General features: G+C 69.2%; 19 protein-coding genes and 1 tRNA gene. 12 read left to right on the top strand and 8 right to left on the bottom strand.

Going from position 1 to position 23128, the window contains the following annotated elements:
• The first annotated feature begins 438 nt into the window (after positions 1–438).
• Together MKK53_RS14280 and MKK53_RS14275 are read left to right on the top strand one after the other, a co-directional pair.
• On the top strand, positions 439–867 hold the full coding sequence (locus tag MKK53_RS14280) for an Hsp20 family protein (protein ID WP_243929362.1): 429 nt from the start codon (positions 439–441) through the stop codon (positions 865–867).
• Positions 868–956: 89 nt separating this feature from the next.
• On the top strand, positions 957–1241 hold the full coding sequence (locus MKK53_RS14275) for a DUF1150 family protein (RefSeq protein WP_243929361.1): 285 nt from the start codon (positions 957–959) through the stop codon (positions 1239–1241).
• 2 nt (positions 1242–1243) lie between these two features.
• On the opposite strand, the gene MKK53_RS14270 is transcribed toward MKK53_RS14275, so the two are convergent.
• Complete coding sequence (locus MKK53_RS14270; RefSeq protein WP_243929360.1) at positions 1244–2008, bottom strand: alpha/beta hydrolase; 765 nt, start codon at positions 2006–2008, stop codon at positions 1244–1246.
• Between the two features lie 167 nt (positions 2009–2175).
• On the opposite strand from MKK53_RS14270, the gene MKK53_RS14265 reads away from it, so the two are divergent.
• From MKK53_RS14265 to MKK53_RS14255, 3 genes are all read left to right on the top strand, one after another.
• Positions 2176–3399 (top strand): glycosyltransferase family 4 protein, encoded by a 1224-nt coding sequence (locus MKK53_RS14265; RefSeq protein WP_243929521.1) that lies wholly within the window; start codon positions 2176–2178, stop codon positions 3397–3399.
• Positions 3400–3657: 258 nt separating this feature from the next.
• Positions 3658–4179: a translation initiation factor IF-3 gene (gene infC / locus MKK53_RS14260; RefSeq protein ID WP_243929520.1), complete on the top strand. Its 522-nt coding sequence runs from the start codon at positions 3658–3660 to the stop codon at positions 4177–4179.
• Between the two features lie 60 nt (positions 4180–4239).
• Positions 4240–5019: a HesA/MoeB/ThiF family protein gene (locus MKK53_RS14255; protein ID WP_243929359.1), complete on the top strand. Its 780-nt coding sequence runs from the start codon at positions 4240–4242 to the stop codon at positions 5017–5019.
• Positions 5020–5177: 158 nt separating this feature from the next.
• Here MKK53_RS14255 and MKK53_RS14250 read toward each other — a convergent pair whose 3' ends face one another.
• Positions 5178–6527 carry a cation:dicarboxylate symporter family transporter gene (locus MKK53_RS14250; protein WP_243929358.1) on the bottom strand — a complete coding sequence of 450 codons (1350 nt, stop codon included), beginning with the start codon at positions 6525–6527 and terminating at the stop codon, positions 5178–5180.
• A 99-nt stretch (positions 6528–6626) separates the two neighbouring features.
• Positions 6627–8000, bottom strand: a complete 1374-nt coding sequence (locus MKK53_RS14245) for an adenylosuccinate lyase family protein (RefSeq protein ID WP_243929357.1) — start codon at positions 7998–8000, stop codon at positions 6627–6629.
• Between the two features lie 122 nt (positions 8001–8122).
• On the opposite strand from MKK53_RS14245, the gene MKK53_RS14240 reads away from it, so the two are divergent.
• Positions 8123–8848, top strand: coding sequence for a GntR family transcriptional regulator (locus tag MKK53_RS14240; protein ID WP_243929356.1), 726 nt, complete (start codon positions 8123–8125; stop codon positions 8846–8848).
• Between the two features lie 212 nt (positions 8849–9060).
• On the opposite strand, the gene MKK53_RS14235 is transcribed toward MKK53_RS14240, so the two are convergent.
• The 5 genes from MKK53_RS14235 to MKK53_RS14215 all read right to left on the bottom strand — a co-directional run bounded on the left by MKK53_RS14235 (position 9061) and on the right by MKK53_RS14215 (position 17664).
• Positions 9061–11556 (bottom strand): type III effector HrpK domain-containing protein, encoded by a 2496-nt coding sequence (locus MKK53_RS14235; protein ID WP_243929355.1) that lies wholly within the window; start codon positions 11554–11556, stop codon positions 9061–9063.
• Between the two features lie 1077 nt (positions 11557–12633).
• Positions 12634–12707: transfer RNA gene (locus tag MKK53_RS14230), tRNA-Gln, on the bottom strand.
• 174 nt (positions 12708–12881) lie between these two features.
• Positions 12882–13115 carry a hypothetical protein gene (locus tag MKK53_RS14225; RefSeq protein ID WP_279599037.1) on the bottom strand — a complete coding sequence of 78 codons (234 nt, stop codon included), beginning with the start codon at positions 13113–13115 and terminating at the stop codon, positions 12882–12884.
• 48 nt (positions 13116–13163) lie between these two features.
• Positions 13164–16403, bottom strand: coding sequence for a PAS domain-containing sensor histidine kinase (locus MKK53_RS14220; protein WP_243929354.1), 3240 nt, complete (start codon positions 16401–16403; stop codon positions 13164–13166).
• A 184-nt stretch (positions 16404–16587) separates the two neighbouring features.
• Complete coding sequence (locus MKK53_RS14215) at positions 16588–17664, bottom strand: YeiH family protein (protein WP_243929353.1); 1077 nt, start codon at positions 17662–17664, stop codon at positions 16588–16590.
• Between the two features lie 135 nt (positions 17665–17799).
• On the opposite strand from MKK53_RS14215, the gene MKK53_RS14210 reads away from it, so the two are divergent.
• The 6 genes from MKK53_RS14210 to MKK53_RS14185 all read left to right on the top strand — a co-directional run bounded on the left by MKK53_RS14210 (position 17800) and on the right by MKK53_RS14185 (position 23128).
• A complete protein-coding gene (locus MKK53_RS14210) occupies positions 17800–18051 on the top strand; it encodes a hypothetical protein (protein WP_243929352.1) in 252 nt (83 codons plus the stop codon).
• 82 nt (positions 18052–18133) lie between these two features.
• The gene (locus MKK53_RS14205) at positions 18134–18784 is read left to right on the top strand and encodes an SOS response-associated peptidase (RefSeq protein WP_243929351.1); all 651 of its coding nucleotides are present in this window, start codon (positions 18134–18136) and stop codon (positions 18782–18784) included.
• Between the two features lie 264 nt (positions 18785–19048).
• Positions 19049–20737 (top strand): circadian clock protein KaiC, encoded by a 1689-nt coding sequence (gene kaiC, locus MKK53_RS14200; protein WP_243929350.1) that lies wholly within the window; start codon positions 19049–19051, stop codon positions 20735–20737.
• Positions 20734–21075, top strand: coding sequence for a circadian clock KaiB family protein (locus MKK53_RS14195; protein ID WP_243929349.1), 342 nt, complete (start codon positions 20734–20736; stop codon positions 21073–21075). Before kaiC ends, MKK53_RS14195 begins: the two co-directional genes overlap by 4 nt.
• Complete coding sequence (locus MKK53_RS14190) at positions 21072–21383, top strand: circadian clock KaiB family protein (protein ID WP_243929348.1); 312 nt, start codon at positions 21072–21074, stop codon at positions 21381–21383. The genes MKK53_RS14195 and MKK53_RS14190 overlap by 4 nt, the downstream gene beginning before the upstream one ends.
• On the top strand, positions 21380–23128 hold the full coding sequence (locus MKK53_RS14185; RefSeq protein ID WP_243929347.1) for an ATP-binding protein: 1749 nt from the start codon (positions 21380–21382) through the stop codon (positions 23126–23128). Before MKK53_RS14190 ends, MKK53_RS14185 begins: the two co-directional genes overlap by 4 nt.

The raw sequence follows: 23128 nt of genomic DNA, 5'->3' as shown, positions 1-23128 counted from the left end.
TCCTGAACAGAAGCCGCGCCGTAGCGGAGCGCCGGGACACGGCGGCCGGAAGGGCGCCGCATTCGCGGTGTCGAGGTATCGGGAACCGCGCCCGGCTTCAAGGGCCGGAGCAAAAATCAGAGCCGTTCCAAACTGTTAGCGGGAAAATCTGGCAACGCGGTTCCAGGGCCCGCGAATTCCTGAGCCCGTGCCGTCTCTTGCGCCCGAAATCCGGCCCGGCGCGGTCGGGCGCAAGCGGGGGTGGCGCCCCCGTGCCGAGGCGGAGCCCCGCCGCTCCCTTGATGGCCCGGAACCGCTCGGCCATATCTTACCTGTCCCGGCGGTTCCGCCGGGCGGAGTGCTGCCCCGTGCGGGCTCCGTGGCGCCGAGGCGCTCGAAGGCCGGGCGGGCGCGGGTCGTCCACAGGCCTGAGGCCTCGCACTGAGAGAAGAGCCCGCGATGACCCGACCGTCGCCCTTCGGGCACCCTTTCCTGCTCGGCTTCGATGAGATCGAACAGGCCCTCGACCGGGTGTCGAAGGTCGCCAACGACGGCTACCCCCCCTACAACATCGAGCGCCTGCCCCGCACCGACCGGGAGCCCGAGCGCCTGCGCATCACCCTCGCGGTGGCGGGCTTCACCCGCGAACAGCTCGACGTGATGCTGGAAGAGAAGCAGCTCCTCGTGCGCGGCCGGCAGGTCGAGGACCGGGAGCGCCACTTCCTGCACCGGGGCATCGCCGCCCGCCAGTTCCAGCGGGCCTTCCTCCTGGCGGACGGGATGGAGGTGATGGGCGCCGACCTGTCGAACGGCCTGCTCTCCATCGACCTCGTGCGGCCGGAGCCGGAGCGGGTGGTGCGCCGGATCGACATCCTCGCGCGCGATTGATCTCGCCCGGGGGGCTCCCCACATCGGGATCGTACCCCCGGTCGCCTTCTGGGGCCGGGACCGACGCTCTGCCTCGAAGGAGGGCATCCATGTCCGCATTGAACACAGCACCGTTGACCGGCGCCGATCTCGACGCCGCGTCCTTCCAGCCGGCGGATCTCGCCATCCTCGGCGAGGGACACATCGCCTATGTCCGCCCGATTCGGTCGGAGGAGGTGCGCCGCCTCTTCCCGCAGGCGCCGGACCTGACCCCCGGCCTCGACCTGTTCGCCCTGCTCTCCGCCAGCGGCGCGCCGATCATGCTCGCCGACTCGCGTGAGACGGTCCTGGCCAACGCTCTTGCCCAGGACCTCCAGCCCGTCAGCCTGCACTGACCTCAGGTGATCCCGGCCACCGCCGCGACCAGCCGCGCGATGTCGCGCGGCCGGGAGAGGCGGTGGTCGCCGTCGGCGATGAAGGTGAGCACCGTGTCCTCGGCGGGCAGGCGCTCCAGCAGGCGGAAGGCGTGGGCGTGCGGCACGTCCGGGTCCCGCCCTCCCTGGAGGATGTGGACCGGGCAGCCGGGTGTGACCGGGCCGCCGAGCATCAGGTGGGCCCGCCCGTCCTCCACCAGCTTCATCGTCAGCACGGTCGGGCGCGGGTCGTACTCGCTCGGCACGCTCAGGTATCCCCTGGCCTCCATCGCCCGCCGTTGATCCTCCGGGAGGCTCGCCCAGAGCAGCGCCTCGGTGAAGTCGAGGGCGGGGGCGATGAGCACGAGGCCCGCAGTGCGCTTGCCCTGGCGGGCGCGTTCCCGGGCGGCGAGGCAGGCGATCCAACCGCCCATGGACGAGCCCACCAGCACGGGGGCCTCGTCGGCATGGGCCGCGATGACGGCCTGGGCATCGTCCAGCCAGGACGAGATCGTGCACTCCTCGAAGCGTCCCCCCGACGCGCCGTGCCCGCCATAGTCGAACCGCACGAATCGCCGCCCGGCCTCCTCGGCCCAGCCGTCGAGGGCGCTGGCCTTGGTCGCATTCATGTCGGAGCGGAAGCCCCCGAGCCAGACCACGGGCGGGCCGGCGCCGTCGCGCACCCGCCCCGCGATCTCCCGCTTGGGCCCGTGGCCCTCGACCGCCATGACGAAGTGCGTGTCCGCCATTCCCCGACCTCTTGGTGGAAATGCTCGAAACGAACGTCCGAGCTTCAGAGTCCGTTTACCGGACCGTAAAGCGCGACCGCCATGCTGAATCGATGGGGACAGGGCTTTTCGTGGACACGTGGCAACGATCGGCCGGCATCGGGCGGCTTCTCTCGGGGGGACCGACCATGGTGGGGGAGGCGAAGGCGGTGCCGGGCTTCCCCGTGGCCGAGGGGCGCCTCGCCGGGGCCTGCGTGCTCCAGATCATCCCCGAGCTCGATGCGGGGGGCGCCGAGCGGACGACGGTGGACGTCGCCGCCGCCCTCGCCGCCGCCGGCGCCCGCGCCCTGGTGGCGACGGAGGGCGGCCGCCTCGTGGGGGAGTTGCAGGCGAAGGGCGGGCATTGGCTGCGCTTCCCCGCGGCGTCCAAGAACCCCCTGCGCATGGCGGTGAACACGATGAAGCTGGCGGCCCTGTGCCGCCGCGAGGGGGTGCAGCTCGTCCATGCGCGCTCCCGCGCCCCGGCCTGGGTCGCCCTCGGGGCCGCCCGGCGCCTCGGCCTGCCGTTCGTCACCACCTATCACGGCAGCTATTCCGGCCGGACGGGCGTGAAGGTGCTCTACAATTCGGTGATGGCGCGGGGCGACGTGGTGATCGCCAATTCCCGCTACACGGCGAACCTGATCGAGCAGCTGCACCCCGCGGAGGCCGCGGGGAAACTGCGGGTGATCTACCGCGGCACCGATCTCGGCGCCTTCAACCCCCACGCCGTCGTGCCAGGCCGTGTCGAAGCCCTCCGACGGGCCTGGGGGGTGGCGCCGCACGAGCGGGTGGTGCTGCTGGCCGCGCGCCTCACCGCCTGGAAGGGCCACCGGCTGCTGATCGAGGCCGCCGCGCGGATGCGCGACCAGGGCGTGCCCGACCTCGCCATCGTGCTGGCCGGCGATCCGCAGGGGCGCACCAGCTACGAGCGGGAGATCGACGCCCTCGTGGCCGCCAGGGGCCTGGAGGGCGTCGTCCGCCGGGTCGGCCATTGCACCGACATGCCCGCCGCCTTCCGCGCCGCTTCGGTGGTCGCCGTCCCCTCCATCGAACCGGAGGCGTTCGGCCGCGCGGCCGTGGAGGCGCAGGCCCTCGGCACCCCGGTGGTCGTGTCGGACCTCGGGGCCGTGCCGGAGACGGTCCTCGCCCCGCCGGACGTGCCGGCGGGCCAGCGCACCGGCTGGCGAGTCCCGCCGGGCGATGCGGCGGCCCTCGCCGCCGCCCTGACGGAGGCGCTCTCCCTCGGGGCCAGCGCGAGGGACGCCCTGGCCCGGCGCTGCCGCGCCCATGTGGAGGCGAACTTCTCCCTGGAGCGGATGGTGGGGGACACCCTCGCGGTCTACGCGGAACTGCTCGGGCGCGACCGCTGAGCCCAGGCATCGCGGCCTTGCGGCGATGGCCCGTAGGCCTCACATCGCACCGAGGCGGAACCGATCGCCGTGTCGCGCGCTGCACCATGAGCCATTTCGTCACGCAACCCCGTTGACTCGCGACGCACTTGCGGCAAGGTGTCGACTCCGGAACGGACCGGAACGGCTGGCGGTCAGAGGATCCTGGGAGGGGTCTATCGCGACCGCCGTTTGTCGTTGAAGCAGGAGACCACAGCCATTCGTAGACCGATGAGAGCCATGCCGGCCCCGCAGAAGGACGGGCCACGCGCCAACCGCGACATCCGCGGGGTGCGAGACGTGCAGTTGATCGACGATACCGGGCAAAACCGCGGCGTCGTTCCCTTCTTCGACGCGCTGGCCCTGGCCGAGGAGGCCGGTCTCGATCTCGTGGAGATCGCGCCCAACTCCGTTCCCCCCGTCTGCAAGCTGCTCGATTACGGCCGCTTCCGCTTCAACGAACAGAAGAAGCAGAACGAGGCGCGCAAGCGGCAGAAGACGGTCGAGGTGAAGGAGATCAAGCTCCGCCCCGGCATCGACAAGCACGACTACGACACCAAGATGAAGTCGGTGCAGCGGTTCTTCGAAGAGGGCGACAAGGTCAAGGTGACCCTGCGCTTCCGCGGCCGCGAGATGGCCCACCAGGATCTGGGCCTGAAGCTGCTCGAGCGCGTGAAGCACGAGACGGCGGAGATCGCGAAGGTGGAGAGCGAGCCGATGCTCGAAGGCCGCCAGATGATCATGATCCTCGCGCCGCGCTGAGGCGGCGCCCCACCGTGACCCACGCGCCGTCTCCGGCCGGCGCGGGACATCCTTGGGCCCATGGCTTTCGACAGCGACGAGATCGAACGGTACGCGCGCCACCTCGTCCTCCCCGAGGTGGGCGGGCCGGGGCAGGCGAAGCTCAAGGCGGCGCGGGTCCTCGTGGTCGGGGCGGGCGGGCTCGGTGCGCCGCTCATCCAGTATCTCGCGGCGGCCGGCATCGGCACCATCGGCATCGCCGACGACGACACGGTGTCCCTGTCGAACCTGCAGCGACAGGTCATCCACGGCACGGGGGACATCGGCCGCCCGAAGGTGGAGAGCGCGGCCGACGCCGTGACCCGCCTCAACCCGCACGTCACCGTGGAGGGCCATGCCCTCCGCCTCGGCCCGGAGAACGCGGCGGCGCTCATGGCCCGCTATGACGTGGTGGCCGACGGCTCGGACAACTTCGCCACCCGCTACCTTGTGTCCGACTCCTGCTACCACGCCGGCCGGCCCCTCGTGACGGCGGCCCTCGGGCGCTTCGACGGCACCCTCACCACGCTCCGCGCACACGAACGCGGCGCGGACGGGCGCCCGAACCCGACCTATCGCTGCCTGTTCCCCAGCCCACCGCCGCCGGGCAGCGTCCCGCCCTGTGCGGAGGCCGGCGTCCTCGGCGCCCTGGCGGGGGTGATGGGCTCGTTGATGGCGATGGAGGTCATCCGCGCCGTCGCCGATTTTGGGGAGCCGCTGGTCGGCCGCCTGCTGATGGTCGATGCCCGCTCGATGCGCTTCGAAACCCTGCATTACGGCTGGGACCCCGAAAACCCGCTGAGCGGTGCACCGCGGGGGTGACCGCATCGGGCCTCGCGGGATCCGCCGGGCTCCGACGCTCATGCTCACCGAGGGTGCCGGGCGCGACACTCCCGACATCCCCACCCGGAGCCCCTGGACCACCGGCACGGCCTTCGGCGGGGCGCACTCCTCGAGACTGACCGGACCGTCGAGGCGCGTCAGCCTGCCAGGGCCGCCCCCGCCCGCGCGGCCCGCATGCGGTCCATCGCCTGCCGGGCCATCGCCGGATCGAACTCGCCGGCGAGCTTGGCGGTCACCACGGTGGCCACGCTGTTGCCGATGACGTTGGTGGTGGCGATGGCGATGGACATGAACCGGTAGACCCCGAACAGGATCGGCAGGCCCTCCAGCGGCAGCACGCCGGTCGCCGCCACCGTGGCCGCGAAGACCACGAAGCTGCCGCCCGACACCGTCGCCGCCCCCTTGGAGGTGAGCAGCATGATGGCCAGGATGCCGACCTGTTGCCCGAGGTCGAGGGGCACGTGGTAGGCGTTGGCGAGGAAGATCACGCCCATCGACATGTAGATCGAGGTCCCGTCGAGGTTGAACGCGTAGCCCGTGGGCAGCACGAGGCCGACCGACTGGCGCGAGCAGCCGTAGGTCGGCAGCTTCTCGAGGAGGCGCGGCAGCACGCTCTCGGAGGAGGCGGTGCCGAGGACGATGTAGATCTCCTCGCGGATGAAGTTCAGGAACTGGAACAGGTTGATCTTGAACATGGCCGAGATCGTGCCGAGCACCACCAGGATGAAGACGATGACCACGGCGTAGAAGCTGAGGATCAGGTAGATCAGCGACAGGAGCACGGCCGTGCCGCTCGATCCCACGGCGAAGGCGACGGCACCGAAGGTGCCGATGGGCGCCACCAGCATGATCAGGTGAATGAACTCGAAGAACGCGTCCGAGATCCTGTTGAGCCCGGCCTCGATCGGCTGGCGCTTCTCCGGCGGCAGGTGCAGCAGGGCGGCGCCGAAGATCAGCGCGATGACCAGCACCTGAAGCAGTTCGCCCTTGGCGAAGGCGCCGATGAAGTTGTCGGGGAAGATGTTGAGGATGAAGTCCAGCGTCGAGTGCGGCGCGGCGGCCCCCGTCGGCGCCTTGCCCTGGGCCAGGGTCGCCTTGGTGGATTCCGCCATGCCCTTGCCGACGCCGAGCAGGTTGCCCGCCAGCAGGCCGATGCCGAGGGCGATCGTGGAGACGATCTCGAAGTAGAGCATCGCGATCAGCCCGACCTTGCCGACCCGCTTGAAGTCGCCCGCCGAGACGACGCCGACGACGACGCACAGGAACACGAGCGGCGCCACCGCAGTCTTGATCAACCGCAGGAAGATGTCCCCGAGCACCTTCAGCGGGACGGCGACCTCGGGGACGAGGAAGCCGGTGGCGGCGCCAAGCACCATGGCGAGGACGATCTGGAGGCCGAGATTGGTCCAGAGCGGTTTGCGGCGCGTGGCGGCGGCCGGCGGCGGCGTGGGTGAGGGGGCTGTGGTGTCAAGGCTGGCGATGGGCATGGCGTCCTCCGGGGGATGGGCGGCGCGCATTCTCGTTGCCGCCGGGACGAGCCCGGCGGATCGGCGCGTGGGGGATCGGGGGTGGAGCGGGCTTGGCCGTCAGGCCCGGCGCGGGGCGCTGGCGAGCACGCGGTCGACCATCTCGGGCGCGGCGCCGAGGTAGTTCGCCGGATCGGTCAGGCGGTCGATGGCGGCGCGGTCGAAATGGGCCGTCACCTCGGGCACCTGCGCCAGGGCCTCGGCCAGCGTTCCGCCCTTGTCGTTGACGACGCGGCAGGCGGCATAGACGAGGTCGTGGGCCTGCTGGCGTCCGGTATGGGGGGCCAGCGCCATCATCACCGCCTCGGCGACGATCAGCCCGCGGCTGATGCCGAGGTTGTCGCGCATCCGCGCCTCATCGACGATCAGCCCGCCCAGGGCGAACTTGGCCTGATGCAGGGCGCCCGCCGTGAGCACGAAGCTCTCCGGGATCGCCAGCCACTCGGCGTGCCACGGGCCGGTGGCGCGCTCGAAATCCTGCACCATCGCATCGAGCATCAGCCCGGCCTGCTGGCGCACCCCCTTGGAGGCGGCGAGCATCAGCTCCGAGGAGATCGGGTTGCGCTTCTGCGGCATGGTGGAGGAGGCGCCGCGCCCGGTGACGAAGGGCTCGTAGACCTCCGCGAACTCGGTGGAGGCCATGAGCATGATGTCGAGCGCGATCTTGCCGAGGGAGCCCGTCACCAGCGCCAGCAGGTTCACCGTCTCGGCGAATCCGTCGCGGGCGACGTGCCAGGTGGAGGCCGGCTGGCCGAGCCCGAGCTCACGGCAGAACGCCTCCTGCACCCGCAGGCCGTCCTGCCCCAGGGAGGCCAGCGTGCCCGCCGCCCCCGCGAACTCGCCCACGAGCACCCGGGGCTTCAGCTGCTCCAGCCGCTCGGCGTGCCGGTCGAGCATGGCGAGCCAGATCGCCGTCTTGTAGCCGAAGGTGACCGGCAGCGCCTGCTGGAGGTGGGTGCGCCCGGCCATCGGCGTATCCCGGTAGCGCCTCGACAGGTCGGCCAGGATCGTGCGCAGCTCGGCGATGTCGGCCTCCACGATCGCGAGGCCCGCCCGGACCTGCAGGACGTTGGCCGTGTCCATGATGTCCTGGGTGGTGGCGCCCCAGTGGACGTACCGCCCCGCCTCGCCGCACTGGTGCACGAGCTGGTGGACGAGGGGCAGGATCGGGTAGCCGACGTTGTCGGTCTCCCACCGCAGGAGGTCGAAGTCCAGGGTGGCGAAATCACAGCGCTCGGCGATGGAGGCCGCCGCCTCGGCGGGGATGACGCCGCAGGCCGCCTCGGCCCTGGCGAGCGCGATTTCCACCTCGATGTAGCGCTGGATCAGGGCGTGGTCCGAGAACACGGCGCGCATGGCCGGCGTGCCGAAGGCGTCGCGGAACAGCAGCGAGTCGATGGCGGTCGTCGCGGCGGGGGGCAGCGGGCGTGTCATGGTTTCCTCCTGGCGAAACGCGCCCGACTCGTTTATGTCCGGACATTGATGCGATTACCTCATGTCCGGACATTACGTCAACCGGACGGATGCAGGAAAGTGCAGGGGCCGGGGCTGGGACGATGAGCGAGACGCTGTGGGCGCAGGTGGCGCGGGACCTGACGGCGGGGATCACCTCGGGCCGGTTCCCCGTGGGGTCGCTGCTGCCGACCGAACTCGAGCTGTGCGAGCACTACGGCACGAGCCGCCACACCATGCGGACGGCGATCCGCCAGTTGCAGGACCGGGGTCTGATCTCGCGCAACAAGAAGGCGGGCACCCGGGTCGAGGCGAGCGTGCCCACGAGCGGCTACCGGCAGCCCCTGGCCTCCCTGGAGGATCTGATCCAGTTCGGCGCCACCCATGTGCGGGAGGTCCGGGAAACGGGCGACGTCACCGTGGACGCGGCGCTGGCGGCGGACCTCGGCTGCGCGCCCGGTACGGCCTGGTTCCGGATCTCCAGCATCCGCCGGGACGGCAGGCCGGGGGGCGCCCCGGTGGGCTGGACGGATGTCTACCTCGACCCGGCCTATGCCGATCTCGGTGAGGTCGCCCGGGCCTCGCCGGACGTCCTGATCAGCACGTTGGTCGAGCAGCACCACCACCGCAGCTGCGCCGAGATCCGCCAGGACGTGGAGGCCATCGCCCTGCCGGCGGTCCGGGCGGGGGTGCTGAAGGCCGAGGCCGGCACGCCCGCGCTCCGGATCCTGCGGCACTACCTCGACGGGGCCGGCAAGATCATCGAGATGTCCTCGACCCTCCATCCGGCCGGGCGCTTCACCGTCTCGCAGCGGATGCGCCGGGCGTGAGGGGGCTTGGCCTCATTCGGGAGTCCACCGGCCGGCGCCGTGCGGCGGCCTCGGATGCGCGGGACGCTTAGCCTCCTTAGCAATAGCACCGGCCGCGTCGGCTGACGCCACCCACCGAGGCGGCGACACCGACCGGCAGTCGCGTCGGTGGCTTCGGTCGGCACCGGAGAGTAACCCGCGCCGACCGCGGCCGAAGGTTTCAGGACAGCGGATCAGGATGGCGCGAACGGATACTGTTCGGCCGGCGCATAGGGCGCCGGGGACTTGCCGCCCGTAATTCCGAACTGCTTAAGCTCCGGTATGGATGCCTCCTGAAAATTGACGACCCGTTTCCTCCCGTCGACTAAGAGGTAGATGCCATACCCGAACAAGGTCGGCACAAACGCCGCGGCCGCGAAATAGCCGAGACCCGAGCTGAGCACTGCCAGCCGCGGGGAAAGGGTTGCCAGAAGGTTCATTGCGCTCTCCCCTAACTGAACGCCAAAGATCCTGGCACCACCGGCTTCCAAGAAATTAACGCCGCCTTCAATGGCCGCAGAGGCACCGGCGAAGAAGTTTGTTATGCCGAAGGTGAAATTAACGCCCGCTCCCGCCTTATCCCCATTCTTGGCCGCTTGGGCGCCGGCGATGAGACTAAACACACCGGCGATCGCGCTGCCTGCACCGCCGATCATTTTGCCATTTGCCTCCATAAGCTTGATAGCTCTCGGCGACAGTGGCCCCCGTCCGGTATCCTTCATATACTTGGATCCGCCCTCGAGTGCGGCACCCATAAGTTGCATACACGCGGTTAACTCGCCGATCGTCAGCTTCTGACGGCCCTGGGGCGCTAAATCCGCCTGCCTTACCGCAATCACGGCACCAAGCATCAACGCGCCAACTCCGTGTATCACACCTCTGTTGTAAAGTTGTGTAAGCGGTTTCTGCCCGTCCAGCGGCGGTCTGGACGAGTCCAGCTTCGAGAGCGCATCCTTCAGCTTGACGCCTTTACGTATTGCCGTGAACACCGAGTTGATCGCTCCGATGAGCTGGTTGGGCTGGATTTTGGTTCCATCACTCGCGGTCAAGATGTCCGCGCCCTGCGCCTCGGCCTGTGCAATGATTTGGGCGATCTTCGGCTCGTCGAGGTTGCCGTTTGCGTCGGAGAGAGCGGCGGTGAGTTCCTCGGTGGTCGAAGTGTCGACATGGCTGTCTGTGATAGTATCGGATACGGTCCGCCTCAGATCCTCGATATGCGCCGTCATGACATCGCCCGGCAGGACCGCGCCGAAATGAGCGGCATCGCGCGTGAAGCGATCGATCGCCGTTCCAATCTCGACTCCGTTCTCAATATCCTCGCGCAACGTTTTTCCGCTGAGAATATTGTCAGCGAATGCCTTCTGCAATACATCGATCTGTCCTGAATTATTTACCATGGACTGAAGATCGATAACGTCTGGAAGTTTCATATCTTCTTTAAACACAGTATATAGGGCAGTGGCAGTCTGCATATAGGACGCCAGCCCATCCTCCGGCGAGACCGTCTTGCCGTTCGAGTCCTTGGCACTGAGCACGTCTTTCAGCAAACGTCCATTCTGAACATCATTTTTGTAGATAGTTTTCAATCTCTCCTTCAGCCCCGGGTCGGCGGAGACGATGTTTCGAAGAGCCGCGCCGTGAGTATCGGCGATGAACTTCTGGACATCTTCATCGCTGGAAAGCTGACTGATCCTGCCCCTCAAATCACCGATGATTTGGTTGGGGTTCTCATTGAACCCCTCTGCGGCCCAAGATGGGGAGTAAAAGTCAGTCGCAGAGAGTCCGGCCTCGAGTCGCGACTTGGCATCGGCGAGGTGCTGCATCACCGCAGCCTTCTGCGCACCGGTATATTTCTTCGGGTGGTCGAAGACGTCATGGTCGAGTTGCGAGATGTCGATGCCTGCGACGGCGTTGTGGTCAGCTGCCTCATTCAGGATCGCGCCGAGCTGATCCGGTTTCACGGAGCTCAGCTCGAGGGAGACGTATTTTCCGATGTTATTCTGATCTGCCAATCCGTCTTCGTGAGACGACGTGACGTCCATGCCACCCGTATCGAGCATGGCGAACATGCCGGGCTGGCTGTAGAGCGCAGCCGCGTTTTTCAGGGCCTCCGGGACGTGACTGTCGCCGCTCGACACCGCCAGCAAATCGGCGACGGCGAAATTGCCGTCGATCTTCGAGTCCGGCGCGGCGGCGTCCAACAGCAGTACGTTCGCCTGTAGGAGGTTTGCATCCAACGCCATTTGGAACGTCGCCGCATCTGCCGACTTGTTGGCCCCCTTGAACGCGTTCCATGATGTTTTGGCAGATTTGGCAGCGCTGTCGACATCGTGGACTAGGTTCTTCAACGTGTCGCGCGTAATCTTACCCTTATCGGGCCCGTCCGCCACAATGATGCGCTTCGACACCGCATCATTGGCGAGCAGGCGACTTTCCGCGTCCTTGATGTTCTGCGGCATGGCGGTGTCGATCGCTGGATCGCCACGCTCATGGTCGATGAACCAATTCAGCAGCATTGTGGCGTCGTCGCCCACCTTTGCAAAATCGCTCTTGACGCTGTCCGGGACTGCATCGCCAAGCGCGTCAAGCCACTGATGCACGGCTGTATCGGACGTCGTATCGGCCATCCCCGGCCGCTCGGGCTGCACCCGGTCTCGGCCAAGGCGATCGTTTTGCAAAGGGTCGGCCATCGGATGGTCCTTGTCGTGAAGATGCGGGGTTCAAGGGTGAGGGCGACCGCCATCGGTGCTTCCGGGCGGGTCACGGCCCGCCGGGGTCGCCCGACTGAGCCGAGTCTGAGACGAACGTCGGAACGTCGAGAGCGGGTGGCACCCGCCTGAACGGTCGAACATTCTGGGACATGCGCAGCCTGCCGCCGCGCCTGCCGTCGGCGAAGGGCACGAGGGAATGCGGTGCCGAAGCGGGCCTCGCCCCCTCGATCAGGCGGCGGCTCAGGGGCCCAGCGGGGGGCAACCTCCCCCGCGCCACATCGAACGGGCGGTGGAGGCGCCAGAGTGGGCGAGGGTGATCGTGGTCCAGAAAGGAAAAATCGGTCTTCCGTCGCACACTCTGCGTTGAACCTGCCCCGATTTTCCATCGGGATGCGATTAGGGATAAAAGCCCTTGGAACTGAGTCGTATGTAATATTTATGACAACGATTTGTGTTGCGGAAAATCGCTTCTCTACGAACTATCGTCGATTGAATATTAGCCAGTGAATTATATTATAGTTGCATTCATCCCCATGCGTCGCATGGACCGAAGGCCTTGGGATGAGCGATGAGCGTTCCACCTCTCATCAGGTGGCGTTCAGCGAGGGACACACGCCTGCGTGATCGATGCCCGCCGTGGTGCCGGTGCACTCCGCTTTCACTGCTGTAGCGCGGCGAAGTCGCGATCGCCTCGTGCAGCGCGATGGCCCTACGAAACTCGGAGCGGCACCGGGCGCAAGGAACACGGCCGCGGCCCGGACTGCCCGCGCCGCCGGGCAACGCAGCGCCGAAGCGGTTCCTGCCAGGATCTGTAATCCGAATCGTCGCCTTGAGCGCGCTGGCTCAAGCCATGCCTGGCCGCAGGTTCGGAAGCACATGCGTGGTCGCGACCGTGCCGCTCGCCGACACCCGAAGCGAGGCCGACCGGTCGATGCTGCGGCATGGGATAGAGTGAGACCGAAACGACCCCAGCACCCGCCGGACTGTCACGGCGGCGTGTTCCGGCGGGCGGGCACGCCCGACCTAACTGTCTGAGAATAACGGGTTAAAAAGAGGTGGCTGGGGGACCTGGATTCGAACCAGGACTAGAGGAGTCAGAGTCCACCGTTCTACCGTTAAACTATCCCCCAATGAGCCATCTGACCGGCTCGCACTCCCATAGCGTGTTCGCGGCCGGGAGGCTGGCCCGGGCGTTGCCGCCGGGACGCCGTCACTTAGGGGGAAAGGCCGGACGGGTCAACAGCCCCGGCGGGCCTTTCTGCTCCGGCCGCGCCCCGTCGCGGCGGGGATGCGCCCGGCGCGGCTCACCGGCCCATGCTCGCCCAGAGGAGGGCGAGGATCGCCGCGCCGATGAGGTTGTAGGCGGCCGCCCACAGCCAGACGCCCTTGAACACCCGGCTCGGGAGCCGGGGGCGGTGGGCGCCCGTGCGGGGGCGGTGGCGGTCGTCCGGCGTCGGCCAGATCGCCCGCCGCGATCCCTCGAGGTGGCGCGTCAGGCTCTCGGGCAGGCGAGGCTCGCGCGGTTCCGGTCGGTCCATGCTGCACCCTTCCGCCGGGATCCGGGGGTCGCCCCCATCGGCAACCGCCTAAAGGGGGCTCCGTTTCCGCGGCCGGCCCCGGAGGGCGACCTTGCGGAAGGCGCCGGCCACCTGCTCGGCGGAATAGGGCTTGCGCACGAGGTCGAAGCCGTGGCCGTCGTCCCGGGCGAGGACGTCGCTGTAGCCGGAGGTGAGGATCACCGGCAGGTCCGGGTGGCTCGTCCGCAGGCGCTTGGCGAGCTCGATGCCGCCCATGCCCGGCATCACCACGTCGGAGAACACCGCCTCGAACCGGAACGGCACCCGCTCGATCTCGGCCAGGGCGTCCTCCGCATTGTGCGCCCAGACGATCGAGTGGCCGAGATCCTCCAGGATCTGCGTGCAGAACCGGCCGACCTCGAGATTGTCCTCCACCACCAGCACGCACAGGCTGCGGCCCTCCGGGACCGGCTCGTCGGGCGCGTCCTCCCCCGCCTGGCCGGGCACCGCCTCGGCCTCGGGGAGGTACAGGGTGAAGACCGTGCCCTGGCCGAGGGTGCTGGTGACGTCCACGTCGCCGCCCGACTGCTTGGCGAAGCCGATCACTTGGCTGAGGCCGAGCCCCGTCCCCTTGCCGACCTCCTTCGTGGTGAAGAACGGCTCGAAGATCCGCGAAAGGTGGTCCGCCGGGATCCCGCACCCTCCGTCGATCACCGCCACGGCGACGAAGGGGCCCGCGGCCCCGGCATGGCCGCGGATGGCGGGGAGGGATTGGCCGCGGGAGACCCGGATCGCCATCTCGCCCTCGCCGCGCATGGCATCGCGGGCGTTGACGGCCATGTTGACCAGGGCCGTCTCGAACTGGCTCGCGTCGGCGCGGACGTGGCAGCGGGATTCCGGCTGCTCCGTCCGCACCCGGATGCGCGCCCCCGTCACCGAGTTGAGCATGTCGGCGACCTCATCGAGGCGCGCGCCGACATCGAACACTTCCGGCTGCAGGGCCTGCCGCCGGGCGAAGGCCAGGAGCTGGCCGGTGAGCTTCGCCGCCCGGTCCACCGTGTCGGACATGGCGTCCATGTAGCGGGTGCGCCGCTCCTCCGGCAGGTTCGGGCGCCGGAGGAAGTCCACCGACGAGCGGATGATCGTCAGCAGGTTGTTGAAGTCGTGGGCGACGCCGCCGGTGAGCTGGCCCACCGCCTCCATCTTCTGCGCCTGCCGCAGGGCATCCTCCGCATGGGCCAGGGCCTCGGCCTGGTCCTTCATCACGGTCACGTCGCGGACCGTCGCGTAGATCTTCCCATCCTTGGAGACGGCGTTCCACGAGAGCCAGCGGTAGCTCCCATCCCGGTGGCGGTAGCGGTTCTCGAAGGCGAGCTGCGGCGCCCCGCGGCCGAGGCCGGCGGCGGCGGACACGGTGGCGGCCACGTCCTCCGGGTGGACGAAGTCCACGAAGGGCCGGGCGGTCATCTCCTCGGGGCTCCAGCCCAGGGTCGCCGCCCAGGCGGGGTTGAGGCTGACGATGTAGCCCTCGAAATTCGCCACGCAGAGCAGGTCGGTGGAGGCCTTCCAGATCTGGTCGCGCTCGGCGGTGCGCGCGGCCACCTGCTGCTCCAGGGTGGCGTTCAGGTCGCGCAGGGCCTGCTCGGCGGCGCGCAGCTCGGCGATGTCGGTGTTGGTGGCGAACCAGCGCTCGATGGCGCCCTCCGCGTTGCGGATCGGCACCATCCGCGTGAGGAAGGGGCGGAACGTCCCGTCCCGGCCGCGCAGGGGGAAGGTCATCTCGAAGGGCTCGCCCGTGCCGAGCGAGCGGTTCCAGCGCGACAGGACCTCCGGCAGCACCGCCGGATCGTGGGCGACGGTCCAGCCCCAGCCGAGGAGCGAGTCCGCCGCCGCCCCGGTGTAGTCGTACCAGCGGCGGCTGCACCAGTAGACGTGCCCGTCCGCCCGGCTCATCCAGCACAGGATCGGGATGTTGTCGGCCAGGACCTCGAATTCGACGGCCTGTTCGTGCAACGCCGCCCGCACCCGGTCGCGCTCGGCCACGAGGGACCGGCGCTCATCGAGGTCGATGAGCACGCCGGGGAAGCTGAGCGGCGTGCCGTCCGAGGCGCGGTCGACCCGGCCGTTGGCCTCCAGCCAGTAGTACTTCCCGTCGACCCGGCGCACGCGGTACTGGTGCGCGTAGGCGCCGCCCCGGGCGATGGCCTCCTCGATGGCCGCCGCGAGGCCGGCCTTGTCGTCCGGGTGGACGGTGTCCACCACCTGCGAGAGGCTGAGCCCGGTCCGCCCCAGGGCGGGGTCGAGCCCGAAGCTGTTGGCGAAGGCCTCGTCCACGGTGAAGCGGTCGGCGGTCAGGTCCCAGAACCACGTGCCGATGATCGCGCCGGCCGAGAGGGCGATCTGCACCCGGTCGGCGTTCTCCCGCGCCAGGGCTTCGCTGGCCGTGAGCCGCTCCCGCTGGATCATCTTGGCGGTGATGTCGCGGTAGAACAGCGCCAGCCCGCCCCCGACCGGATAGGCCCTGATGTCGATCCAGGTGACGTGCCCGTCCGCGCCGGCCGCGGCATGCTCCAGGGTGAAGGGCCGCTCCTCGGCCATCGCCTTGCGGTAGGCGGCCTCGAGGGCGGGGTCGGCGTCCGGGTAGGCCTCGCGATAGGGGCGATCGACGATGGCCTCGCGGGGCCGCCCGTCCATGCGCAGGCCCTCGGCGTTGATGTCGGCGATCCGCAGGTCGTGGCCGAGGAGGGCGAAGGCCTCGCCCATGTTGTCGAGCACGTCGTGCGCCCGGTCCCGCTCGGCGCGCAGGGCGGCCTCGAAGTCGCGCTGGCGCCGCTCGGCCTTCACCCGCTCCGTGGTCTCGTTGGTGAGGATGAACAGGCCCGCCACCCCGCCCTCGGCATCGAGGACGCGGGAATACGAGAAGCTCCACCACGTCAGCGCGTCGCCCCGGTCGGTGCCGAGGGTCCAGGGCAGGTCGTTGAAGCGTGTGGAGCGGCCGGCGAAGGCGTCGTCGATGATCGGCTTGGCCTGGTCCCAGGCATCCGCCCAGACCGCGTCGAAGCGCTCGCCCATCGCCCAGCTCAGGCGCGGCCCCAGCAGGGGGAAATAGGTCTCGTTGAAGAAGAAGGTGAGGTCCGGCCCCCAGGCCAGGATCATGCTCTCCGACGAGTTGAGCACGAGGCTCAGGGCCACGCGCAGCTCCGGCGGCCACCGCTCCGGCGGGCCGAGGGGATGGCCGGTCCAGTCCCGCTCGCGGATCATCCGCGCGGCCTCGCCACCCCCGGCGAGGAAGGCCAGCGGATCAGCCACGGGGCCGGTCCCGAAGCGCGCGCCCGGCCGGCCGCTCGGGGGCGGCGCGTCCTTGGACCAGGGGTGAGGGTATCCGCGGCGACGGCGTGGCGGATGTTCGTGTCGGAGGCCGCATGGGGGGCCTATGACCAAGGGGCGCCCGTCGCGCAAGGGCGCGCAAGCGCGCGCCCGACGGCCCGCGGGCTCAGGCGATGCCGAGGAGGCGGATCAGCGCGAGGCTGATCGCCACGAGGACGACGAGGGATCCGGTCACGGCGAGGGTCACCCGCCCCCCGACCCGGGCGAGGACCCGCACGTCCACCCCGAGGCCCAGCGCGGCCATGGAGAGCACCGTGAGGAAGCCGGCGCACTGGGTGAGGGGCCGCACCGCCGCGTCCGGGATCAGGCCCAGCGAGCGCAGGGAGGCCAGGACGAGGAAGCCGAGGATGAACCACGGCACCAGCTTGGTGAAGGCGAGGCGCCCTCCCTTGCGGGGGGCGGCCCCGTGCTCGCCCTCGCGGGGGAGGTGCGGGGCCAGCAGCGAGAAGGCCACCACCACCGGTCCGAGCATCAGCACCCGCACCAGCTTCACCAGCGTGCCGACCTGGGTCGCCAGCAGGCTCACCGGCACGGTGGCCGCCAGCACCTGCGGCACGGCGTAGACGGTGAGGCCCGCCAGCACGCCGTACTGGTGGTCGCTCATCCCCGCCAACGGCACGAACAGCGGCAGGCCCAGCACCATCAGCACGCCGAGCACCGCCGTGAAGGCGATGGACGCGGCGATGTCCTTGGGCTCGGCGCCGATCACGGGCGCCACGGCGGCGATGGCGGAGTTCCCGCAGATGGCGTTGCCGCAGGCCACGAGGATCGCCATCCGGGCCGGCAGACCGAGCACCCGGCAGATGCCGTAGCTCGTGCCGATGCCGATCACCACGGTGCCGACGATGCCGCCGATCAGCGCCGGGCCGGAGGCGAGGATCGCCCCCAGGCTCAACGAGGCGCCGAGGAGCGTCACCGCCACTTCGAGGAGCTGCTTGGCGGAGAACGCGATCCCGGTACGGAAGCGGGAACCGGGCGTCCACGCCGTGCGCACGGCGATCCCGAGGAGGATCGCCAGAACCAGGGCCTCCACGTACGGGTGGGAGAAGATCCGCTCCTCCACCGCCTGCCCCGCCATGGCGACCAGGGTGATGGCGAGGCACAGGCCGATGCCGGGCAGGATCGACGGCGAGCGGACCGCGTCGCCCCGGAAGGAGGTCTGTGAGGATGCTTGCGAACTCACGATCAGCCTTTCCACCCGCCGGAAAAGAAAACGGTCGTCGAGCGACCGCGGGAGAGAAGGACACTCTCCCAGCCGTCGAAACTTCGGAAGACGCATCCATTGCACGGGATGGGTCCAAGCGCGACATTTCCCATCATGCGCAACACGTCCGCCACGGCGTCCACCCCCGAGACCGAGGCCGCCTTCGATCCGTTCGGCGAGCCCGTCGCCGCCGGCGTGGCGCGGGCCTGCACCGGCTCGGCCGGGGATCGCACCGCCCGCCGCATCGGCGGCGCGGTGTTCTGGAGCCTCGCCCTGCTGATCCTGGCGGGGCGGATCTACGCCGCCGATCTCCCGGTCACCCAGGTCGTGGCGTCCTACGCGGCGCAGATGGTCGCCCTGCGCTGAGGCCCCCGGCCACGCCACACCCGTAGGCGGCCTCGCCCGGGACCGTGCCCCGCCCCACATGGGGGCGTGAAGGCGGTGGGCCATGTGCAATCTCTATTCCCTCGGCCGGCAGGGGCCGGACGCCCTGCGGGCGTTCTTCGGCGCGACGCGGGACGAGACCGGCAACATGCCGGAGCTTCCCGCCATCTTCCCGGACCGGATGGCCCCCGTCGTCGTGGCTGGCGAGGCGGGGCGTTCGCTGACCATGATGCGCTGGGGCATCCCCGGCCCCAAGGCGTTCGGCGAACACCCGGTGACGAATGTCCGCAACGTCGCCTCGCCGCATTGGAGGCCCTGGCTGAAGCCGGCCTATCGCTGCCTCGTGCCGGCGGCCTCCTTCTCCGAATACGCCGACACCAAGCCTCGCAAGACCCCCGTCTGGTTCGCCCTGAGCGAGGAGCGCCCCCTCTTCGCCTTCGCGGGGATCTGGCGGCCCTGGACGGGCGTGCGGGGCACCAAGGCGGAGAACCCCGAGCGGACGGAGGAGGAGCACCGGCTCTTCTCCTTCCTCACCACGGAGGCCAACGGCGTCGTCGGCCCGGTCCATCCCAAGGCGATGCCGGTGCTGCTGACGAAACCGGAGGAATGGGCGAGGTGGCTGGAGGCGCCGGCCCAGGAAGCCCTGGCGCTGCAACGCCCCCTGCCGGACGACGCGATGTGCGAGGTGGCGCGGGGCGAACGTCAGGATTCCTGATCGCCGGGGCGCCACCATTGCATTATGTGTGATTTTTCCCGGAACTCAGTATCAGGGTGCACGGCTGGGGGTGGGAGGCCGGAGCCGCCCCGTCACCGGCCCATTCCGAATGGGGCTCAGCCCTTGTAATCGACCATTTTCCCGCGTGCGGCCGCATCGCTCCGGCCGGACACGGGGGACGCGGACACTCCGCAAGCCCGACACCCTTTCGATCTTCCCAGCCCGCCCGGGCCGCCCCCCGCACAGCCCAGGAGCTGATTCTCGGTGCACGACGCGCAATCCGCTCCGAAGCTTTCCAAGGCCCCCACCGGCATCGCCGGCTTCGACGAGATCACCAAGGGCGGGCTTCCGACGGGGCGACCGTCCCTGATCTGCGGCACCGCCGGCTGCGGGAAGACCCTGTTCGCCACGACGTTCCTCGTGAACGGGGTGACGCGCTACGACGAACCCGGCGTGTTCATGAGCTTCGAGGAGCGGGTCGAGGACCTCAGCGCCAACGTCGCCTCCCTCGGCTACGACATCGACGGGCTGATCGCGAAGGGAAAAATCGTCGTCGATCACGTCCGCGTGGAGCGCAGTGAGATCGAGGAGACCGGCGAATACGACCTCGAAGGCCTGTTCATCCGCCTCGGCTTCGCCGTCGACACCGTCGGCGCCAAACGCATCGTCCTCGACACGATCGAGACGCTGTTCTCCGGCTTCACCGACCCGGCCCTGCTGCGCGCCGAGCTGCGCCGCCTGTTCGGCTGGATCAAGGACCGCGGCCTCACCGCCATCATCACCGGCGAGCGCGGCGAGGGCCAGCTGACCCGGCAGGGCCTGGAGGAATACGTTTCCGACTGCGTGGTGCTGCTCGACAACCGCGTCGAGGACCAGATCACCACCCGCCGCCTGCGGGTGGTGAAGTATCGCGGCTCCGCGCACGGCACCAACGAGTACCCGTTCCTCATCGACGACGATGGGATCAGCGTGCTGCCGGTCACCTCGACGGACCTGAACTACGAGGTCCCGGTGGGCATCGTCTCTAGCGGGGTCGCCGGCCTCGACGCGATGCTCGAGCCGGGAGGGTTCTACCGGGGGTCGAGCATCCTGATCTCCGGCGAGGCGGGAACCGGCAAGACCTCGCTCTCGTCCAGCCTGGTCGATGCGGCCTGCCGGCGGGGCGAGCGCTGCCTCTCCTTCGTGTTCGAGGAGAGCGGCGCGCAGATCATCCGGAACGCCCGCTCCATCGGGCTCGATCTCGCCCGCCACGTCGAGGCCGGGCTGCTGCGCTTCGAGGCGGCGCGGCCGAGCCTGTTCGGGCTGGAGATGCACCTCGCGCGGATGCACCGCGACCTCGACGCGTTCGCGCCCTCCGTGGTGGTGATCGACCCGCTCACCGCCCTGCGGGGGCCCTTGAACGAGCTGGAGGCGACGCTGCTGCGGATGATCGACCTGCTGAAGAGCCGGGGCATCACAGCGGTCATCACGAACCTGCGGCAGGACGGCGTGAGGGAGCAAGGGGACGATCTCGGCGTTTCCTCGTTGATGGATGCGTGGATCAAGCTCCTGAACGTCGAAGCCAACGGCGAGCGCAGCCGGACCCTGTACGTGATCAAGGCCCGGGGGATGAAGCACTCGCATCAGGTCCGCGAGTTCCTGATGTCGGAGGACGGCATCACCCTGGTCGATGCCTATATCGGGCCGGCGGGGGTGCTCACGGGCACGGCCCGGCTCGTGCAGGAGGCACAGGAAGAGGCGGCGGCGCTCCGGCGCCGGCACGAGACCGAGCGGCGCTTCCGCGAGGCGGCCCGGCAGCGGCTCTCCCTGGAGCGCCAGATCGCGGAGTTGCAGGCGGGGCTCGCGGCGATACAGGATGAGGAGACCTTCCTGCGGGACGAGGACGCCCTTCGGGAGGCGATCCTGGATCAGGAACGCAGGGAACTCACGGCCCGGAGGAGAGGCGGGGAATGACGAGCGAGACCTCCCCGATCCGCGCGCCGGAGACCGAGCCGGAAGGCGAATCAGGCCACTACAAGCTGCGCCTCTACGTGGCCGGTCAGACCTCGAAGTCGCTGACCGCCATGAAGAACCTGAAGAAATTCTGCGAGGAGCACCTCGCCGGCCGCTACGAGATCGAGGTCATCGATTTGATGAAGAGCCCGCAGCTCGCTGCCGGAGACCAGATCCTGGCGATCCCCACCCTGGTACGGCGCCTGCCGTCGCCGCTCAAGCGCATCATCGGCGACCTATCGAACACGGAAAAGGTCCTCGTCGGCCTCGACATCCGGCCGAAGGACGACACTCTTTGAGTACCGACAGGCCCGATCCGCCCGCCGCCTACCTCTTGCGCCTCTTCATCGCCGGAACCGCCCCGCGCTCGCGGCGGACCATCGAGATCGTCCGCCGGTTCTGCGAGACCCACCTCGCCGGCCGTCACCAACTGGAGGTCGTGGACATCTTCCAGCAACCCGCCTTGGCCGAGAGAGACGGTATCCTCGCGGCGCCGACGCTGCTGAAGCTCTCGCCCCGGCCCGAGCAGCGTCTGACCGGCATCCTCGATGAGCAACGTCTCATGCGCGAAATCGAACTGATACCGGCGGTGGAGCAGTACCCTTGAATGGCGACCAGCCGCTCCCCCTGACCGATCCCACCCTGGAGGCCTACCGCGCCCATATCCGCGAGCTGGAGGCGCGGCTGGAGGAGAGCGAGGAGACCCTGGCCGCCATCCGCCGGGGCGACTTCGACGCGGTGGTGATCGAGGGGCCGAACCGCGAACGCCTCGTCTACACCCTGGAGACGGCGGACCGGCCCTATCAGGTCCTGATCGAGCAGATGCAGGAGGGGGCCTTCACCCTCGATGCGGCGGGGGTGATCCTCTACTGCAACCGCCGCATGGCACAGATGCTCGACGTCCCCCAGGAGCGCCTGATGGGGCAGCACCTGAACGCCTTCGCGGGCGATCCGCCCTGCCTGATGCGGCTGGTGGGCCGGGCCGTGGACGAGCCGATCCGCGAGGAGATCCTCCTGCGCGAATCCGGTGGGGAACACAGGGCCGCCTACCTCACCCTCAGCGTGTTCGAGCGGTCGAACGACGAGCCGCTCCTGTGCGGCATCCTCACCGACCTGACCGAGCAGAAGCGCCATGACCGGGCGCTGGCCGAGGCGGGAGACCGCCTGCTGGCCGAGGCCCAGGAGCGCGAGCGCGTGGAGGAAGCCCTGCGCCAGTCGCAGAAGCTCGAAGCGGTCGGCCAGCTCACCGGCGGCGTCGCCCACGACTTCAACAACCTGCTCACCGTCATCAAGTCCTCGACCGACTTCCTCAAGCGGCCGAACCTCCCGGAGGAGCGCCGCCAGCGCTACATCGACGCGATTTCGGACACGATCGACCGGGCGGCCAAGCTCACGGGGCAGCTCCTGGCCTTCGCCCGGCGGCAGGCGCTGAAGCCGGAGGTGTTCGAGATCGGCGGCGCCCTGCGCGCGGTGGCCGAGATGCTCGATTCGGTGACGGGCGCGCGCATCTCCATCGCGGTCGAGCTGCCGGAGATGCCCTGCTACATCCGGGCCGACCTCAGCCAGTTCGAGACGGCGCTGATCAACATCGCCGTCAACGCCCGCGACGCGATGGGCGGGGAGGGGACGTTGACCCTGCGCCTCGTCGGCGGGCAGCCGATGCCCAAGATCCGCGGCCATGCGGGTTCGGACAGCGCCTTCGCCGCCGTGTCCCTCTCCGATACGGGGACCGGCATCCCGCCGGAGGTGCTGCCGCGGGTCTTCGAGCCGTTCTTCACCACGAAGGAGATCGGCAAGGGGACCGGGCTCGGGCTCAGCCAGGTCTTCGGTTTCGTGAAGCAGTCGGGCGGCGATGTCGACGTGGCGAGCACCCTCGGCACTGGCTCGGTCTTCACCCTCTACCTGCCGCAGGTCGAGACGCCGCCGGAGAGCCACGCCGCCGCATTGAAGGACGACGATTCCGCCGAGGACGGGGGTCTGTGCATCCTCGTCGTGGAGGACAACGTCGAGGTGGGGCGGTTCGCCACCCAGATCCTGGAGGATCTCGGATACAGCACGGTCCTGTCGGTCAACGCGGAGGACGCGCTGGCCGAACTGGAGAGGGTCCCGTTCCGGTTCGACGCGGTGTTCTCCGACGTCGTCATGCCGGGCATGGGCGGCATCGCCCTGGCGCGGCAGCTGCGCCAGCGCCGGCCCGACCTGCCGGTGGTCCTGACCTCGGGCTACAGCCATGTCCTCGCCCAGGAGGGCGTCCACGAGTTCGAACTGGTGCAGAAGCCCTACTCGGTGGAACAGCTCGCCCGCGTCCTGCGCGAGGCCGTGCGGCGGCACAAGGCCCCGGCCGCATGCTAG

Source organism: Methylobacterium sp. J-076 (genome assembly GCF_022829405.1).
GTDB lineage: Bacteria > Pseudomonadota > Alphaproteobacteria > Rhizobiales > Beijerinckiaceae > Methylobacterium.
The sequence above is the reverse complement of the archived record's forward strand: the minus strand, read 5'-3'. Positions and strand labels throughout refer to the sequence as shown.

Bases quoted from the DNA above. Each gene is read 5' to 3' on its own strand.
- MKK53_RS14280 (WP_243929362.1), top strand. From the start codon at position 439: ATGACCCGACCGTCGCCCTTCGGGCACCCTTTCCTGCTCGGCTTCGAT.
- MKK53_RS14275 (WP_243929361.1), top strand. From the start codon at position 957: ATGTCCGCATTGAACACAGCACCGTTGACCGGCGCCGATCTCGACGCC.
- MKK53_RS14270 (WP_243929360.1), bottom strand. From the start codon at position 2,008: ATGGCGGACACGCACTTCGTCATGGCGGTCGAGGGCCACGGGCCCAAG.
- MKK53_RS14265 (WP_243929521.1), top strand. From the start codon at position 2,176: ATGGTGGGGGAGGCGAAGGCGGTGCCGGGCTTCCCCGTGGCCGAGGGG.
- infC (WP_243929520.1), top strand. From the start codon at position 3,658: ATGCCGGCCCCGCAGAAGGACGGGCCACGCGCCAACCGCGACATCCGC.
- MKK53_RS14255 (WP_243929359.1), top strand. From the start codon at position 4,240: ATGGCTTTCGACAGCGACGAGATCGAACGGTACGCGCGCCACCTCGTC.
- MKK53_RS14250 (WP_243929358.1), bottom strand. From the start codon at position 6,527: ATGCCCATCGCCAGCCTTGACACCACAGCCCCCTCACCCACGCCGCCG.
- MKK53_RS14245 (WP_243929357.1), bottom strand. From the start codon at position 8,000: ATGACACGCCCGCTGCCCCCCGCCGCGACGACCGCCATCGACTCGCTG.
- MKK53_RS14240 (WP_243929356.1), top strand. From the start codon at position 8,123: ATGAGCGAGACGCTGTGGGCGCAGGTGGCGCGGGACCTGACGGCGGGG.
- MKK53_RS14235 (WP_243929355.1), bottom strand. From the start codon at position 11,556: ATGGCCGACCCTTTGCAAAACGATCGCCTTGGCCGAGACCGGGTGCAG.
- MKK53_RS14225 (WP_279599037.1), bottom strand. From the start codon at position 13,115: ATGGACCGACCGGAACCGCGCGAGCCTCGCCTGCCCGAGAGCCTGACG.
- MKK53_RS14210 (WP_243929352.1), top strand. From the start codon at position 17,800: ATGCGCAACACGTCCGCCACGGCGTCCACCCCCGAGACCGAGGCCGCC.
- MKK53_RS14205 (WP_243929351.1), top strand. From the start codon at position 18,134: ATGTGCAATCTCTATTCCCTCGGCCGGCAGGGGCCGGACGCCCTGCGG.
- MKK53_RS14195 (WP_243929349.1), top strand. From the start codon at position 20,734: ATGACGAGCGAGACCTCCCCGATCCGCGCGCCGGAGACCGAGCCGGAA.